The 13,603-nt window shown below is 69.9% G+C and carries 19 protein-coding genes; 7 read left to right on the top strand and 12 right to left on the bottom strand.

Going from position 1 to position 13,603, the window contains the following annotated elements; all coding sequences use genetic code 11:
- Nucleotides 1-25 precede the first annotated feature (25 nt).
- From AB0K05_RS31320 to AB0K05_RS31300, 5 genes are all read right to left on the bottom strand, one after another.
- The gene (locus AB0K05_RS31320) at nt 26-508 is read right to left on the bottom strand and encodes a hypothetical protein (RefSeq protein ID WP_219549806.1); all 483 of its coding nucleotides are present in this window, start codon (nt 506-508) and stop codon (nt 26-28) included.
- A 120-nt stretch (nt 509-628) separates the two neighbouring features.
- Nucleotides 629-1,108, bottom strand: a complete 480-nt coding sequence (soxR, locus tag AB0K05_RS31315) for a redox-sensitive transcriptional activator SoxR (protein WP_364233892.1) — start codon at nt 1,106-1,108, stop codon at nt 629-631.
- Nucleotides 1,105-1,839 carry a metallophosphoesterase gene (locus AB0K05_RS31310; RefSeq protein ID WP_364233889.1) on the bottom strand — a complete coding sequence of 245 codons (735 nt, stop codon included), beginning with the start codon at nt 1,837-1,839 and terminating at the stop codon, nt 1,105-1,107. Before AB0K05_RS31310 ends, soxR begins: the two co-directional genes overlap by 4 nt.
- Nucleotides 1,840-1,848: 9 nt before the next feature.
- A complete protein-coding gene (locus AB0K05_RS31305) occupies nt 1,849-2,583 on the bottom strand; it encodes an ABC transporter permease (protein ID WP_364233887.1) in 735 nt (244 codons plus the stop codon).
- The gene (locus tag AB0K05_RS31300; protein ID WP_148035971.1) at nt 2,580-3,485 is read right to left on the bottom strand and encodes an ABC transporter ATP-binding protein; all 906 of its coding nucleotides are present in this window, start codon (nt 3,483-3,485) and stop codon (nt 2,580-2,582) included. Before AB0K05_RS31300 ends, AB0K05_RS31305 begins: the two co-directional genes overlap by 4 nt.
- 110 nt (nt 3,486-3,595) lie before the next feature.
- Between AB0K05_RS31300 and AB0K05_RS31295 the strand changes: the two genes are divergently transcribed.
- From AB0K05_RS31295 to dnaN, 3 genes are all read left to right on the top strand, one after another.
- Nucleotides 3,596-5,026: a sensor histidine kinase gene (locus tag AB0K05_RS31295; RefSeq protein ID WP_148035972.1), complete on the top strand. Its 1,431-nt coding sequence runs from the start codon at nt 3,596-3,598 to the stop codon at nt 5,024-5,026.
- Entirely contained in the window at nt 5,026-5,676 is a 651-nt protein-coding gene (locus AB0K05_RS31290; RefSeq protein WP_148035973.1) for a response regulator transcription factor, read from the top strand. Before AB0K05_RS31295 ends, AB0K05_RS31290 begins: the two co-directional genes overlap by 1 nt.
- 63 nt (nt 5,677-5,739) lie before the next feature.
- Complete coding sequence (gene dnaN / locus AB0K05_RS31285; protein ID WP_271279664.1) at nt 5,740-6,837, top strand: DNA polymerase III subunit beta; 1,098 nt, start codon at nt 5,740-5,742, stop codon at nt 6,835-6,837.
- Here dnaN and AB0K05_RS31280 read toward each other — a convergent pair.
- Nucleotides 6,820-7,275: a helix-turn-helix domain-containing protein gene (locus tag AB0K05_RS31280; protein WP_219549816.1), complete on the bottom strand. Its 456-nt coding sequence runs from the start codon at nt 7,273-7,275 to the stop codon at nt 6,820-6,822. The two genes, dnaN and AB0K05_RS31280, sit on opposite strands and share 18 nt — an antisense overlap.
- 61 nt (nt 7,276-7,336) lie before the next feature.
- Between AB0K05_RS31280 and AB0K05_RS31275 the strand changes: the two genes are divergently transcribed.
- Both AB0K05_RS31275 and AB0K05_RS31270 read left to right on the top strand, forming a co-directional pair.
- Nucleotides 7,337-7,624: an antibiotic biosynthesis monooxygenase gene (locus AB0K05_RS31275; RefSeq protein WP_219549818.1), complete on the top strand. Its 288-nt coding sequence runs from the start codon at nt 7,337-7,339 to the stop codon at nt 7,622-7,624.
- A complete protein-coding gene (locus AB0K05_RS31270) occupies nt 7,621-8,439 on the top strand; it encodes an NAD(P)H-binding protein (RefSeq protein ID WP_364233882.1) in 819 nt (272 codons plus the stop codon). The genes AB0K05_RS31275 and AB0K05_RS31270 overlap by 4 nt, the downstream gene beginning before the upstream one ends.
- A 19-nt stretch (nt 8,440-8,458) precedes the next feature.
- Here AB0K05_RS31270 and AB0K05_RS31265 read toward each other — a convergent pair whose 3' ends face one another.
- The 6 genes from AB0K05_RS31265 to upp all read right to left on the bottom strand — a co-directional run bounded on the left by AB0K05_RS31265 (nt 8,459) and on the right by upp (nt 12,444).
- Nucleotides 8,459-9,133 carry a FadR/GntR family transcriptional regulator gene (locus tag AB0K05_RS31265; RefSeq protein WP_148035978.1) on the bottom strand — a complete coding sequence of 225 codons (675 nt, stop codon included), beginning with the start codon at nt 9,131-9,133 and terminating at the stop codon, nt 8,459-8,461.
- 103 nt (nt 9,134-9,236) lie between these two features.
- Nucleotides 9,237-10,568: a helix-turn-helix transcriptional regulator gene (locus AB0K05_RS31260; protein ID WP_219549822.1), complete on the bottom strand. Its 1,332-nt coding sequence runs from the start codon at nt 10,566-10,568 to the stop codon at nt 9,237-9,239.
- Between the two features lie 96 nt (nt 10,569-10,664).
- Nucleotides 10,665-11,198 carry a PH domain-containing protein gene (locus AB0K05_RS31255; protein WP_148035980.1) on the bottom strand — a complete coding sequence of 178 codons (534 nt, stop codon included), beginning with the start codon at nt 11,196-11,198 and terminating at the stop codon, nt 10,665-10,667.
- Nucleotides 11,195-11,353, bottom strand: coding sequence for a hypothetical protein (locus tag AB0K05_RS31250; RefSeq protein WP_187281558.1), 159 nt, complete (start codon nt 11,351-11,353; stop codon nt 11,195-11,197). Before AB0K05_RS31250 ends, AB0K05_RS31255 begins: the two co-directional genes overlap by 4 nt.
- Nucleotides 11,354-11,450: 97 nt before the next feature.
- Nucleotides 11,451-11,675 carry a three-helix bundle dimerization domain-containing protein gene (locus AB0K05_RS31245; RefSeq protein WP_148035981.1) on the bottom strand — a complete coding sequence of 75 codons (225 nt, stop codon included), beginning with the start codon at nt 11,673-11,675 and terminating at the stop codon, nt 11,451-11,453.
- Between the two features lie 130 nt (nt 11,676-11,805).
- Nucleotides 11,806-12,444 (bottom strand): uracil phosphoribosyltransferase, encoded by a 639-nt coding sequence (gene upp, locus AB0K05_RS31240; protein WP_219549824.1) that lies wholly within the window; start codon nt 12,442-12,444, stop codon nt 11,806-11,808.
- 153 nt (nt 12,445-12,597) lie between these two features.
- Between upp and AB0K05_RS31235 the strand changes: the two genes are divergently transcribed.
- Both AB0K05_RS31235 and AB0K05_RS31230 read left to right on the top strand, forming a co-directional pair.
- The gene (locus AB0K05_RS31235) at nt 12,598-13,107 is read left to right on the top strand and encodes a tRNA adenosine deaminase-associated protein (protein ID WP_148035983.1); all 510 of its coding nucleotides are present in this window, start codon (nt 12,598-12,600) and stop codon (nt 13,105-13,107) included.
- A 14-nt stretch (nt 13,108-13,121) separates the two neighbouring features.
- Entirely contained in the window at nt 13,122-13,598 is a 477-nt protein-coding gene (locus AB0K05_RS31230) for a tRNA adenosine deaminase-associated protein (protein ID WP_345482881.1), read from the top strand.
- Nucleotides 13,599-13,603: the final 5 nt, after the last annotated feature.

Here is a 13,603-nt window from a genome sequence, read left to right as displayed (position 1 = left end):
CCCCTGTTCTCTCGGCTGGTTCGGCCTATTTGCTCGGACGGGTGCGCTCGACCGCTTCCTTCTGCCGGGTCAAGGCGTTCTTGACCGCCGCGGCCTTGTTCTTCGCGGTGGCGGCCTCGGCCGCCTTGCTCGCCGTCTTCTGCCTCGTCTCCATCTCGTTCTGCTTGGGCTTCTCGGGCTTGCGGGCCGAGGTGGGCTTGCCGTTGCCGTTCCTGCGGGCGCGCTGGGCGATGACGGTGCCCACGCCGATGGCGGCCGCCACGGGCCATTCGACGACGCCGAACACCGCGAGCGCGCCGAGCGCCCCGTAGTAGGCGACGCGCTCCGGCGGCGGCAGGATCGACTTGGCGACGTCGACCGCGTGGCCCATCTCCTGCTTGCTGATGTGCGGCATCGGGACGTGCGGCAGCTTCATGTCGGGCTTGTGGAGCTGGATGGACATCATGGGCAGGTCCAGCGTGACCTTCTTGTCCTGGGCTGTGGACGGCTGCGTCTGGGTATCAGCCATGACTCCTCCTTGGGCGCGAATGCCGGTACCTCTCGGTTTTTCTCCTCGGCCTCACCCCATAATCCGGACAGGAGGTATTTGACCTTTTTGCCGTCCCCTGCCGTATCGTCCCCGGCCGGGCTAGCGGCAGGTGCTGGGGGGACAGATCCGGGTGTCGATGCGCCGGGCGCCCGGCCCTTCGGTGCCGAGCCGGTCGTGGGGGTTGGCGAGCACACAGCGGTCGAGCGAGAGGCAGCCGCAGCCGATGCAGTCGGTGAGGTCGTCGCGGAGCCGCTGGAGCTGCTCGATGCGGTCGTCGAGCTCGCCGCGCCAGGCGGCCGACAGCCGGGCCCAGTCGTCCCTGGTGGGGGTGCGGCCCTCGGGCAGCTCGGTGAGGGCGTCCTTGATGGTCTTGAGCGGGATGCCGAGGCGCTGGGAGAGCCGGATGAACGCGACCCTGCGCAGGGTGTCGCGGGTGTAGCGGCGCTGGTTGCCGGCCGTGCGCCGGCTGGAGATGAGGCCCTTGGCCTCGTAGAAGTGCAGGGCCGAGACGGCGACGCCGCTGCGTTCGGCGAGCTGGCCCACGGTCAGTTCCTTGGAGTTCCAGGCAACCTTGGTCACGACCTCGACATTACTTGAGGGACGACCGGCCTGAAGTGGGTGACCAGGTTCCCGCCGTCGAACAGGTGCAGCGCGAACGCGGGTGGCAGCTCGTACGAGACAGGGAACGTGTCGGCGGTCTCCACGCTCGTCAGGCAGGTCGAGACGACGCCGGGCGCGACGACGAGCGGCAGCCCGGCGAACCGGGCCTGGACGGCGGTGTGCGCGTGCCCGGCCAGCACCGCCGTCACGTGTGGGTGGCGGGCCAGCAGGTCGGCGAGCCGCTCCGGCTCACGCAGGGCGATCCTGTCCACGTACGGGATGCCGAGCGGGACGGGCGGATGGTGCAGGCCCACGAAGGCCGGCACCCCGGGCCGCTCGGACAGCACCTCGTCGAGCCAGGTCAGCGTCTCGTCGGCGAGGAACCCGTACGCCTCGCCCGGGACGCTGGAGTCGGCCAGCGCGAGCGTCACCGCGCCGAGCCTGAGCACCTGGTTGGCCGGCCCGATCCGCTTGTCGAACTCGGGCACCGAATCGTGGTTGCCCGGGCAGACGATCAGCGGGGTGCCGACGCGCATCAGCGCGGCGGCGGTGTCGTACTCCTCCGGCAGGGCATGGTCGGCGATGTCGCCGGTGACCAGGATCGCGTCGAGGCCGAGGGAGTCGACATGGCGCAGGACGGCGGCGGCTCGCTCCTCGCTGGCCGGCGAGCCGCCGATGTGGATGTCGCTGATCTGTGCGAAGGCCACCATGGGAACAAACTACTCCCACTTGAACAGGCGCACGGCGAGCCCGCTGAACAGCACCAGCCCGCCGACCATGACGGCCAGGTGCGGCAGTTGCGGCCAGTCGCCCGCCCAGGTGTCGCGCATGGCGTTGACGAACGGCCCGACCACGGAGAAGTCGCTGATCGTGCGCAGCGTGTCGGGCATGATCTCGCGCGGGATCCACATGCCGGCCACGAACAGCAGCGGGAACATCGCCACCGACCCGATGCCGGGCGCGGTCTTGCTGTTCGGCGCGACGGCGGCGATCACCAGGCCGAGCGCCAGCATCGCGGCGGCGCCGAGCAGGTACGCCAGCAGGAACCCGAAGAGCTGCCCGGGGATCTGCGAGCCGAACACCAGCCACCCGGCGACGATCACCACCACGGCGCTGCACAGCGCGATGATCAGGTTGAGCAGGAGCTGCGCGCCGAGCAGCCGCGCCGGGTGCGTCGGCGTGGTGGACATCCGGCGCAGCACGCCCTGCTCCCGATACGTGGCCATGGCGCCGGGCAGGATGGTGAAAGCGGTCGTCAGCAGGGCGAGCAGGATCATCTGGGCCGGCAGCTGGGCGTCGACGAACCGCTGACCGCCCAGGTTCGGGTCGGGTTTCTGCAGGTCGGGGATCTGCCCCAGGACCAGCAGCAGGCCGACCGGGAGCGCCAGCGAGAGCGCGACGCCGAGCCAGTCACGCGCCAGCAGCTTGGTCTCGACGAGCAGGATCTTCTTCATGCCAGCTTCCTTCCGGTGAGTGCGAGGAACGCGTCGTCCAGGGTGGCCTGCTCGATCCGCAGGTCGTTGGGGACGATCCGCTGCTCGGCGAGCGCGAGCGTGACGGCGGGGGCGAGGTTGCCGATGCCGGTGACGACCACCTGGTCGCCCGTGCGGCTGATCTCCTTGACCTCGGGCAGCGACGTCAGCACCGAGTCGGCCACGGGCGCGGACGGCCTGAACCGCACCTTCTGCTCCCCGCCGACCCGGGCGACGAGCCCGGCGGGCGAGTCGATAGCGGCGACGCGGCCGGAGTCGATGAGCGCGATCCGGTCGCAGAGCCGCTCGGCCTCCTCCATGAAGTGGGTGACGAGCACGATCGTCACGCCGGAGTCGCGCACCTGCTCGACAAGCTCCCAGGTGTCGCGGCGGGCCTGCGGGTCGAGCCCGGTCGTCAGCTCGTCGAGCACCGCGATGCGCGGCTTGCCGACGAGCGCGAGCGCGACGGACAGCCGCTGGCGCTGGCCGCCGGACAGCTTGCCGAACATGGCGTCGCGCTTGGCGCCCAGGCCGACCCGCTCCAGCAGCTCCGGCCAGTCGGCCGGGTCCTGGTAGAAGGACGCGTACAGGTCGAGCGCCTCCCACACCTTGATCTTCTCGGGCAGCGCGGAGCTCTGCAGTTGCACGCCCAGCACGCGCCGGAGCCCGTCCCTGTCCTGTACGGGGTCGATGCCGGCGACGCGCAGGGTGCCGCCGTCGGGCACGCGCAGGCCCGACACGCACTCCACGGTGGTGGTCTTGCCCGCGCCGTTCGGGCCGAGGATGCCGAAGATCTCTCCGGCCCGGACCTCGAACGACACGTCTTCCACCGCCACGTGGTCCTTGTAGCGCTTGTGGAGGTTCTTGACCTCGATGACGTTCATGGCTACGACGCTAGGGACGCCGGTTCTGCCGGGGAATCGAGCTGGTTGCCGGGCATAGGTGTACTTAGGTGCAGTGTGCGCATCCCGCTCCATCGCGCACACTGGTTGTCATGGTGCGGAAGATCGGTCACGTCCTCGCGCTGCTCGCGCTCGTCGTCGTGCAGCTCCTGACGCTCGTGTCGACGTTCCTGTGCCTGGTCCTCTGCTTCGGCCTGGGCATGGTGTTCCTGTTCCCGCCGCAGGTGCGGATGATCAGATGGGTGACCGGGATGGCGCGCTACCTGGTGCGCGCCTCGTCCGGGATCGTGATCGAGCCGCCGTACCTGCCGAAGCCGCCGCCTCCGCAGCGGCAGCCCGACGGGCTCTACCGGTCGCACCGCACGCTCTACAAGACGCCCCGGATGCCGGCCTGGAACGACCGCTGGAAGTGGATGCTCACCGACCCGGCGACCTGGCGCGACGGGTTCTGGCTGCTGCTCGATCCGGGCGTCAAGATGGTGCTGCTGCCGCTGCTGATCCTGCTGCCGGGCCGCGGGCTGCGCGTGTACGGGCTCTGGTGCGAGCTGCTGCTGGCCGCGACCGCGTCCAGCCGGATGGCCGGCCAGCTCAGCAGTCTCAACCGGGCACGCAACCTCGCCGTCGACACGCAGGCCGCCGAGATGCGCAGGATCGAGCGTGACCTGCACGACGGCACGCAGGCCAGGCTGGTGGCGCTCGGCATGACGATCGGGGCCGCCGAGCAGCTCATGGAGTCCGACCCGAAGGCGGCCAGGGCGCTGATGGCCAAGGCCAGGGAGGCGTCGGCGGAGACGCTCACCGAGCTGCGCCGGGTGATCCGCGGCATCCACCCGCCGGTGCTGGCCGAGCGCGGCCTCGGCGACGCGGTGCGGGCGCTGGCGATGGACAGCGCCCTGAAGGTGTCGGTCCAGGTGGAGCTGACGCACCGGCCCGAGGCGCCGGTCGAGGCGGCGGCGTACTTCGCGGTCAGCGAGCTGCTGTCCAACGCCGCCCGGCACGGCGGGGCCGAGTCGGTGGAGATCGACATCAGCACCAGCGGAGCCAACCTGCGCATCACGGTCACCGACGACGGCTGGGGCGGCGCCGACCCGTCCAAGGGCAGCGGCCTGACCGGGATCGAGCGCCGGCTGGCGGCCTTCGACGGCGTGATGGCGATCCACAGCCCGGCGGGCGGGCCGACGACGGTGACCCTGGAGCTGCCGAAGGTGCTGCCCCAGCACTGGGCCGGAGACGTGGCCAAGTTGCCTCGCTGGAAGTTGGCCACCGTGATCGCCCTGTACGGGACGGCTTGGTGCCCGCTGTTCCCACAGGGCGTCGTGGCCGGCATCTTCAAACTGGTCGGCTTCGACGAGAAGGCCTGGTTCCTCGCGCTGCACCTGCCCGATGCGTGGCAGTGGCCCTGCATCGCTTTCATGATCCTGCTCGGCACGGCCATGTACGCGACCGCGGTCGCCATCCCGGCCCACCACAAGGACCACCCCTTGGCGCCCCGCAACCCGCTTGAGGGCGTAGGGTTCTGCTGATGAACAGGGTGCTCGTCGCCGAAGACCTCTACCTGCTCAGAGACGGGCTGGTCCACCTGCTGCAGGCCCACGGGTTCGACGTGGTCGCCGCCGTGGAGAGCGGCCCCGAGCTGCTGAAGGGCCTGCTGGAGCTCCGTCCCGACGTGTCGGTGGTGGACGTGCGGCTGCCGCCGACGCTCACCGACGAAGGGCTCCAGGCGTCGCTGGAGGCGCGCAAGAAGGTGCCGGGGCTGCCGATCCTGGTGCTGTCGCAGCACGTCGAGCAGCTCTACGCGCGCGAGCTGCTGGCCGACGGCTCGGGCGGCATCGGCTACCTGCTCAAGGACCGGGTGTTCAACGCCGAGCAGTTCATCGACGCGGTGCGCCGGGTCGCGGCGGGCGGCACCGCGATGGACCCCGAGGTCATCTCCAAGCTGCTGGCCAGCAACGCCAAGAACGAGCCGCTGGCCGCGCTCACCCCGCGCGAGCGCGAGGTGCTGGAGCAGATGGCCGAGGGCCGCTCCAACGCCGCCATCTCCCAGCGGCTCTACCTGAGCGAGAGCGCCGTGGCCAAGCACACGGCGGGCATCTTCGGCAAGCTCGGCCTGGCCCCGTCCGACGACGACAACCGCCGGGTGCTGGCGGTCCTCGCCTACCTCAACAACCGCTAGGCGGGCTTTGTCGGTGGCCTCGGATACCTTCTAAGGGCATGCCGAGAAGAAAGGGTCGATCAGGTGAAGATCCGGGTTAACCGTGACGTGCTGGCCGACGCCGTCGCCTGGGCCGCCAGGGTTCTGCCCAGCCGCCCGGTGACCCCCGTGCTGTCCGGCCTGCTGCTGGAGGCGGGCGAGGAGCTGAGCCTGTCCGCGTTCGACTACGACGTCTCGGCCAGGGCCGCCGTCGACGCCGACGTGGCCGAGTCCGGCCGCGTGCTGATCCCCGGCCGGCTGCTCGCCGAGATCAGCCGGAGCCTGCCCGAAGACGACGTGGAGATCCTCACCGAGGGCCAGGAGGCGGTGCTGACCTGCGGCAGCGCCGAGTTCGGCCTGATCACCATGCCGGTCGAAGACTTCCCGACCATGCCGACGATGCCGCCCGCCATCGGCGCCATCGGCGGTGGCGTGTTCGCCTCCGCCGTCGGCCAGGTGGCGCCCTCGGCCAGCCGCGACGACACGCTGCCCATGCTCACCGGCATCCGGGTCGACGTGGAGGGCGAGTCGGTGACGATGGCCGCCACCGACCGCTACCGCATCGCCGCCCGCGAGTTCGGCTGGCGGCCTGTCAGCCCCGACGCCGCGGTCTCCGCCATGGTGCCCGCCCGGGTGCTGGTGGAGGTGGCCAGGTCGCTGCGCGGCGGCGAGGTGCAGGTCGCGCTCGGCGACGGGGTGGCCGGGTTCGAGAGCGTGGGCCGCAGCACCACCGTGCGGCTGCTCGACGAGCAGTTCATCGACTACCGGGGCAGGCTGACCTCGCAGTGGTCGATCAGGGCCGACGTGCGGGTGGCGCCGTTCGTGGCGGCCATCAAGCGGGTGGCGCTGGTGGCCGAGCGCAACACCGCGATCCGGCTGTCGTTCAGCCAGGGCCAGGTGCTCATCCAGGCGGGCGGCGGCGACATCGGCCGCGGCGCCGAGGTGGTGGACTGCGAGCTGCGCGGCGACGACATCCAGATCGCGTTCCAGTCGCAGTTCCTGCTCGACGGGCTCACCGGCATCGAGACTGAGCTGGCCCGCATCAACATGGAGTCCACGACCCGGCCGGCCCTCATCCAGGACGTGCCCGGCGACGCCGGCCCCGACTTCCGCTATCTCGTGATGTCACTCCGCCTGACCTGACTGGCGCTCGGCGACCAGCCTGAAGACCCGCTTGAACGTCGCGTAGTCGGCCGCGCCCGCCGCCTCGGCGTGCCGCTCCTCGATGGCGGCCAGGATCTCCTCCGAACGCGCCATCTGGTCCAGGCCCCTGCCGGTCGGCACGATGAGCTTCGCCCGCCGGTCGGCCGGGTCGGGCCGCCGCTCCACGTAACCGAGCTCCTCCAGCTCGTCCACGAGCGTGCCGATGACCTGTTTGTGCTGCCCCGAGCGGGCGGCGAGGTCGGTGGCCCGGCTGCCCTCCTCGTCCAGGTACGCGAGCACGGCGCCGTGGCGCGGCCGCAGCCGCGGGTGCCCCTGCTCGGCCAGCGCCGCGAACAACTCCTTCTGCAGGCTGAAGAGGGTGCGGCTGCTCAGGATGCCGAGGTCGGGTTCGTTTCTCTTGCGCTCGCTCCGGCGCATGCCATCCTCCAATTAGTCACTAATATTGACGGTCATTAATTTTTACTATTAGGCTTCCGATATGACCGCAACAGTGGAACTGACGAGATTCCGTGTGGCCCCGGAGCGTACCGGCGAACTGCTGGCCGCCCGCCCCGGCATGCTGGCCGGCTTTCGGACCGGCCGGACCGGCTTCCTAGGCGCCCGCCTCGTCCGGCTGCCCGGCGGAGAGTGGCTGGACATCGTGGAGTGGCGCAGCCCCGCCGACCTGGCCGCCTCGCGCGCCAAGGGCGGCGACCTGCCCGGCATCCGAGCCTTCTTCGATCTGATCGACGACCTGGTTTCCACCGAAGAAGGAGAGCTGACATGACTCTGCTGATAACCGGTGCCACCGGCACCGTTTCCGGCGCGCTGCTGCGCGCCCTGCCCGGCACCGACGACGTGCGCGTGCTCGTCCGTGACCCGGCGCGGGCGCCGCGAGGGGTGGACGTCGCGGTGGGCGACCTGCACAGGCCGGAAACGCTCGAAGACGCCTTCAAGGGGGTCGAAACCGTATGGCTGCTGACCGTGATGGGGCCGGACGCGCCGCACGCCGGCTCCAACGCCGTGTGGGCGGCCCGCGAGGCGGGGGTGCGGCACGTGGTGCGGATGTCGGCCATCGGCGCCGGGCACGACGCGCCCACCCGCAACGGTCGCCTGCACGTGCTGTCCGACATCGAACTGGCCGCCTCCGGGCTGAGTTGGACCGTCATCCGGCCGGCCTTCTTCATGCAGAACCTGTTCGGGTCGGTCAACGCCGGCACGCTGTACGGCCCGACGGGTGAGGGCAGGATGGGCCTCATCGACGTGCGCGACATCGCCGCCTTCGCCGCCCGCGTGCTCGCCGACGCGCGGCCACACCACGGCAGGACCTACACGATCACCGGCCCGGAGAGCATCTCGCTGCGCGAGGCCGCCGCCAGGATCGGCGCCGGCTATCAGCCCGTCGGCCCTGAGGACGCGCGCCAGGCGATGATCCAGGCAGGGCTGCCGGAGTGGGACGCGGCGGTCAACGTCGAGTACGCCCGCGCGTACGCGAGAGGCTGGGGGGACTACACGACCGGTGACTTCGCCGAGGTGATGGGACACCAAGCCCGCGCGTTCGAGGCGTTCGCCGCCGACCACGCCGACCGGCTCGGCGGCTGACCCGGCCCTCGGGCCGGCCTCAGCCCTCGGTGAGCGCGATGAGGATGTGTTCCATGCACGCGTGTCCGGCGCGCTCGGCGGCGGACGCGTCGCCGGCGGCGATGGCGCGGGCGATCGCGTCATGCGGGATGTAGGTCTTGTTGAGCGACGTGCCGGCCGCGGTGATGCTGGCCCGCAGCGCCGCGGAGAAGTCTTCGTACAGGTCGATGAGCACCCGGTTGTGCGTGGCGTAGGCGACGGCCATGTGGAAGGCCAGGTCGGTCTCCACGAACCGGGCGGGGTCGTCCTGCTCCCAGGCGTGGTCGCGCTCGGCCAGCGCCGCCTCGATGAGCGCGATGTCCTCGTCGGTGCGGCGGGTGGCGGCCAGCCGGGCGGCCTCGACCTCCAGCGCGCGGCGGACCTCGAAGATCTCCAGCTGCTCGGCCTGACGCAGGCGCCTGAGCATGGCCCCCGAGAGCTCGCTCGTGGCGCGCACGTAGGTGCCGTCGCCCTGGCGGCACTCCAGCAGGCCGGCATGGGTGAGCGCGCGCACGGCCTCCCGAACGGTGTTGCGCCCGACACCGAGCTGCTCGGCGAGCACGGTCTCCGTCGGGATCTTGCCGTTCATCTGCCACGACCCTGTGGTGATCTGCTCCTTGAGCTGATCGATCACCTGGTCGACGAGCGAAGCCCGCTGCGCCGTACGCAGACTCACAGTCCGCCTCCTCTGGGGAAACCAATCATCCTATGAGTCAATGACTGGAACCCCAGTGTATTCCAGACCCGGGAATGCCCGAGTCTGGAACCCCCCTCGGCGGTCAGCGGGCGATCGTCGTGTCGACGGTCAGCCCCGCCATCATCGAGCGCACCCCGGCGGCTTCCAGGGCCTTACGGTAGGCGGCCGTCTGTTCGGCCCGGTCGCCGACCTGGCCGAACAGGTCGCCCAGCTCACGCCAGCACCGGGCGGAGACCCGGTCGGCGCCGTACGGCTGGCGGCCTGCTCCGTCGAGGACGACGCGGGCGGCGGTGAGGTGGTCGGCCGGGTCGGCCTGGCGCCTGACGGCCACCGTGGCGCTCACCAGGTGTGCCTCGGCCACGGCGCTGCCGCCGCCGAGCAGTCCCAGCGCCTCGGCGGCGAGCTCGGCCGCGCGGTCCGGATCGGCCGCGCGCAGCATGACCCGGGCCAGCACGATGAGGGCCTCGCCCCGTTCGTGACCGAGGCCCGCCGACGCGAACGTGCGGGCGGCCGCGGCGGCGAACCGCTCCGCCTCGTCCGCGGGAGCCCACTCCAGCCGCGCCCAGTGCATGCCCAGGCGAGCCAGCTGAAGCGCGATCCGGCCGTCGCGACCTGCGCTGATGGCGTCGTCGGCCAGGCGCACCGCCAGCGCGGAGTCCTCGCCCGCGGCCGCCTCGCCGCTCGCCCGCCAGAGAGCGCGGACCTCTCCGGAACGGTCCATAACATCAGACAAGCCAGCGACGTCGAGCACCTTCTTGACGTAGACGAGCTCGGGGGAGTCGCCTTCGCGGCCGGCGTGCGCCACCAGCGCGCAGGCCAGGTCGACGGCGAGCTCGCCCTGCACGATCGACATCCGCTCGGCCTGCTCCAGCGCCTTCGACGCCAGGTCGCGGGCCCGCAGCCGGTCGCCGGCCCGCTGGTAGCAGCGGCTGAGCGCGACCGTGATCGGCAGGTCGGCCAGCCGCTCAGGGTGGGCCGAGGCCTCCCTGCGCAGCCGCTCGAAGGCCTCGACGGCCTGCCCGAGCCTGCCCTGGGCCTCCAGCGCGCGAGCCCTGCCGAAGCGGGCCTGCGCCGTCAGCATGGCGTTCTCCTCGTCGGCGGCCTTGACGATCTCCGTGAATCGGTCGGCCGCTACGGCGGGATCACCGTGGTGCAGCTCCAGCTCCGCATGACGCAGGCCGAGCTCGGTGTCGATGCGCTGGCGGGGTTCTATGCCATGGAGGAGGAACTCGGTGGTGCAGCCGAGTCTCTCGGCCAGAAGCCGGGCGACGACGGGAGTCGGCGTGCGCTTGCCCGACTCAATGAGCGAGACGTAACTGTCCGACAGGTCGGGTCCGGCCAGCTGGGCCTGCGACATCCGCCTGTTAAGCCGCAATCCTCGGACGCGGTCACCGATGGTTCCCTGACTCGGCATCTCATCTCTCAAGGCGGGGAAGGGTCAACACCCCGCAATGATTGCATGAAGTAGCCGAATGGGGTATACCCGCGTGAAGAATTCTCTACCTGGAGATTAATCGTCTCCGTCGTCCTTGCCCGGGAAAAGCATCGAGCAGACCTCCAGGTACAGGGTCTCCGGATACGGGATGTACTCCACGGTGGAGAGTGCCTGGTCCTGGCCGGCGGACTCCAGGATGAACTCACCGTAGCCGAGCATGCGCCCCAGCAGAGATCGCTGGAAGCTCATGTCGGTGACCTTTCCCAGCGGCATCATCGCGACCTTGCGCGTGATCAGCCCGGTGGTCAAGAGCATCCGTTTGGAAGTCACGACGAAGTAGTCAACCGACCACTCGGCCACTTTCCAGACAAAACGGATCAACAACAGCAGCCACAGCCACCAGACGACCACCAGGGCCGTGCCGGCGCTGCCCTCGCCGCTGAAGAACCGGCTGAGGAGTCCGGCGACGATCAGGCCCCCGAAGACCTCGGCGACGGGGCGGAGCAGCACGGCGGGGTGGCGCCGCACCATGATGACTTGTTGCTCGTGGGGGAGAAGGTAGCGGTTGACCGACGACGGAGCAGAGTCCCCGTGGGTCACAAGTCTCATGCGAGGTTGTTCACGAATTGGGCCAGCGAATCGGCCGCGGTGAACACGGTGTCGAACGCCCCTCTGACCGCGTCAGCGGCGTCAGCGGGCCGTGCGAACAGGTAGTAGGCGACAAAACCGATGCCGCCGTATGTGAGGACCTTTTTGACCTGCACTGTCGCCTCCGAACCGACTTACCCACTCCACCCGTCTCATACATTACCCACCCCCATGCCGGGGTAAAGGTGACTCGACGGTTTGGTTCCGATCTTGTTAGCCACGGTCGCTGGCCACGAGGGCGAGCACGTGGAGATGCTTGCGAGCGATCCGCTCCACAAGGTTGGGGTGGGCGAACCCGGTGACCTCCAGCGCGCCGTAATGTGCCGCCTCGACACATCTCGTCACGGTGGCCGCGGAGTGGACGCCGGCGAACTCGTCGCACAGCGCCGCCTCGACCTCCGCGTACGGGCTCGGCTCCGACTCGGTGTGACCGTTCACGAGCACACTCCGGAGCTCGGACAAACGCACATGGTGATCCCCCACACCCCAGTGTCTTTCATGGCTCTACGTACCCATGCAATCACAGTATGTAACGAAGTGGCCACCCTGGGTGGGGGATTGGCGCAGGTCAGACCACGCCGTAGAGCCTGTCGCCGGCGTCGCCGAGACCCGGCACGATGTAGCCGTACTCGTTGAGCCGCTCGTCCAGCGCCGCGGTGACGACCCGGATCGGCTTGCCGGAGTTGGCGAACACCTTGTCCATGTAGGCCAGGCCCTCCGGGGCGGCCAGCAGGCAGATGGCGGTCACGTCCACCGCGCCCCGGTCGAACAGGAACTTGATCGCCGCCGCGAGCGTGCCGCCCGTGGCCAGCATCGGGTCGACCACGTAGCACTGCCGGCCCGACAGGTCGTCAGGGAGCCGGGTGGCGTACGTCTCCGCCTGGAGCGTCTCCTCGTCGCGGATCATGCCGAGGAAGCCGACCTCGGCGGTGGGCAGCAGCCGGGTCATGCCGTCGAGCATGCCCAGCCCGGCCCGCAGGATCGGGACCACCAGCGGGTGGGGCTTGGCCATCCGCAGGCCGCGCGCCGGGGACACGGGGGTCTGCACCGTCACCTCGGTCACGCGCACGTCGCGGGTCGCCTCGTACGCCAGCAACGTCACCAGCTCGTCCGCCAGCCTGCGGAAGGTGGGGGAGTCGGTGCGGACATCGCGCAGCGCGGTGAGCTTGTGGGCCACGAGCGGATGATCGACGACGAGGGTTTCCATAAGGGACAACGCTATCTTGTGTGTTACGTACCGGCACGTCCCGGTCTTGGTTTTGATCACAATTTGGTCGGAGCGGCCCACGACGGGCAGCCTGGTCTGGAACGATTGGAAACCTGTGAAGACTCTGGTGTCAGGGTCGGGTGGGGGATCGCGATGACAGACGAAGAGGCACTCGATTTCGCCATCGTGGTCTATCGAGAGGACGAGCGCTGGGACGCCGAGCTGCTCCCCGTGGCGCTCACGTCCGATCTGCAGGGGCTCGTCAAGGCGCTCCGCCAGCAGCCGAGCGAGAGCGGCACGATTGGCCTCGTGGCCGTGGGGGATGAGTTCTTCGTGGCGCTGCGGGTCCTGGGTGAGCGGGTCGATGTCTTCCTTTCCGACATCGCCGCCTCGTGGGACTTCCCGCTGGCCAGGCAGGTGCTCGACTACCTCGACGTGCCGGTGCCCGACGAGCAGGAGCTCGACGAGATCCTCCAGGACGAGGACACCGCGCTCCCGGCCGGCGACCTGTCGATCTTCGCGGACCTCGGGCTGGACGAGATGGAGCTCGGCATCCTCTCCGGCGACGTCGACCTGCTGCCGGACGAGGTCCTGTCCAGCATCGCGGCGCGGCTCGGGTTCTCCGAGCCGTTCGAGCGTGCCATCGAATCGGTCTTCGACTGACCCCTGGAGCGCACATGGCGGCGAACACCTTCTCTGCGGCCTTCGTCAGGACCTCCGACGGCTGGAGCGGCGCCGAGGTCGACCTGTCCGCCACCGAGATCGTCGACGACTTCGGCGACGCCGTGACGGAGGCGCTCGGGCTGGTCGGCGACGAGCTGGCCCTGCTCTGCGTCGAGGTCGAGGACGAATGGTTCGCGATCGTGCGCTACCGCGGCGACGAGGAGCCGCGGGTGTTCCTCTCCGACGCTCACGCGATCATGTCCGACCACCTGGGTGAGCTGTTCGCCGAGTTCGCCGGCGTGGCGCCCGACAAGGAGGGCAACGAGCTGGGGGTGCGCCCGGCCGGCGACTTCGAGCTGCTGAGCGACCTCGGCATCAGCTCAGAGGAGCTGCTCGAACTCAGCATGGAAGAGAACATGCTCCCGGCCGACATCGTCTCGGTGCTGGCCGAGCGGCTGTCGTTCGCCGACGAGCTCGACCGCCTGCGGTGACCTGG

The organism is Nonomuraea sp. NPDC049486, from assembly GCF_040676925.1.
Lineage (GTDB): Bacteria > Actinomycetota > Actinomycetes > Streptosporangiales > Streptosporangiaceae > Nonomuraea > Nonomuraea ferruginea.
This window is presented reverse-complemented; position numbering and strand designations above follow the sequence as displayed.

Excerpts from the sequence above, each read along its gene's own strand:
- AB0K05_RS31230 (WP_345482881.1), top strand. The coding sequence starts at position 13,122 with ATGGCGGCGAACACCTTCTCTGCGGCCTTCGTCAGGACCTCCGACGGC.
- AB0K05_RS31235 (WP_148035983.1), top strand. The coding sequence starts at position 12,598 with ATGACAGACGAAGAGGCACTCGATTTCGCCATCGTGGTCTATCGAGAG.
- AB0K05_RS31300 (WP_148035971.1), bottom strand. The coding sequence starts at position 3,485 with ATGAACGTCATCGAGGTCAAGAACCTCCACAAGCGCTACAAGGACCAC.
- AB0K05_RS31255 (WP_148035980.1), bottom strand. The coding sequence starts at position 11,198 with ATGAGACTTGTGACCCACGGGGACTCTGCTCCGTCGTCGGTCAACCGC.
- AB0K05_RS31270 (WP_364233882.1), top strand. The coding sequence starts at position 7,621 with ATGACTCTGCTGATAACCGGTGCCACCGGCACCGTTTCCGGCGCGCTG.
- AB0K05_RS31295 (WP_148035972.1), top strand. The coding sequence starts at position 3,596 with ATGGTGCGGAAGATCGGTCACGTCCTCGCGCTGCTCGCGCTCGTCGTC.
- AB0K05_RS31305 (WP_364233887.1), bottom strand. The coding sequence starts at position 2,583 with ATGAAGAAGATCCTGCTCGTCGAGACCAAGCTGCTGGCGCGTGACTGG.
- AB0K05_RS31290 (WP_148035973.1), top strand. The coding sequence starts at position 5,026 with ATGAACAGGGTGCTCGTCGCCGAAGACCTCTACCTGCTCAGAGACGGG.
- AB0K05_RS31320 (WP_219549806.1), bottom strand. The coding sequence starts at position 508 with ATGGCTGATACCCAGACGCAGCCGTCCACAGCCCAGGACAAGAAGGTC.
- upp (WP_219549824.1), bottom strand. The coding sequence starts at position 12,444 with ATGGAAACCCTCGTCGTCGATCATCCGCTCGTGGCCCACAAGCTCACC.
- AB0K05_RS31310 (WP_364233889.1), bottom strand. The coding sequence starts at position 1,839 with ATGGTGGCCTTCGCACAGATCAGCGACATCCACATCGGCGGCTCGCCG.
- AB0K05_RS31260 (WP_219549822.1), bottom strand. The coding sequence starts at position 10,568 with ATGCCGAGTCAGGGAACCATCGGTGACCGCGTCCGAGGATTGCGGCTT.
- AB0K05_RS31275 (WP_219549818.1), top strand. The coding sequence starts at position 7,337 with ATGACCGCAACAGTGGAACTGACGAGATTCCGTGTGGCCCCGGAGCGT.
- AB0K05_RS31280 (WP_219549816.1), bottom strand. The coding sequence starts at position 7,275 with ATGCGCCGGAGCGAGCGCAAGAGAAACGAACCCGACCTCGGCATCCTG.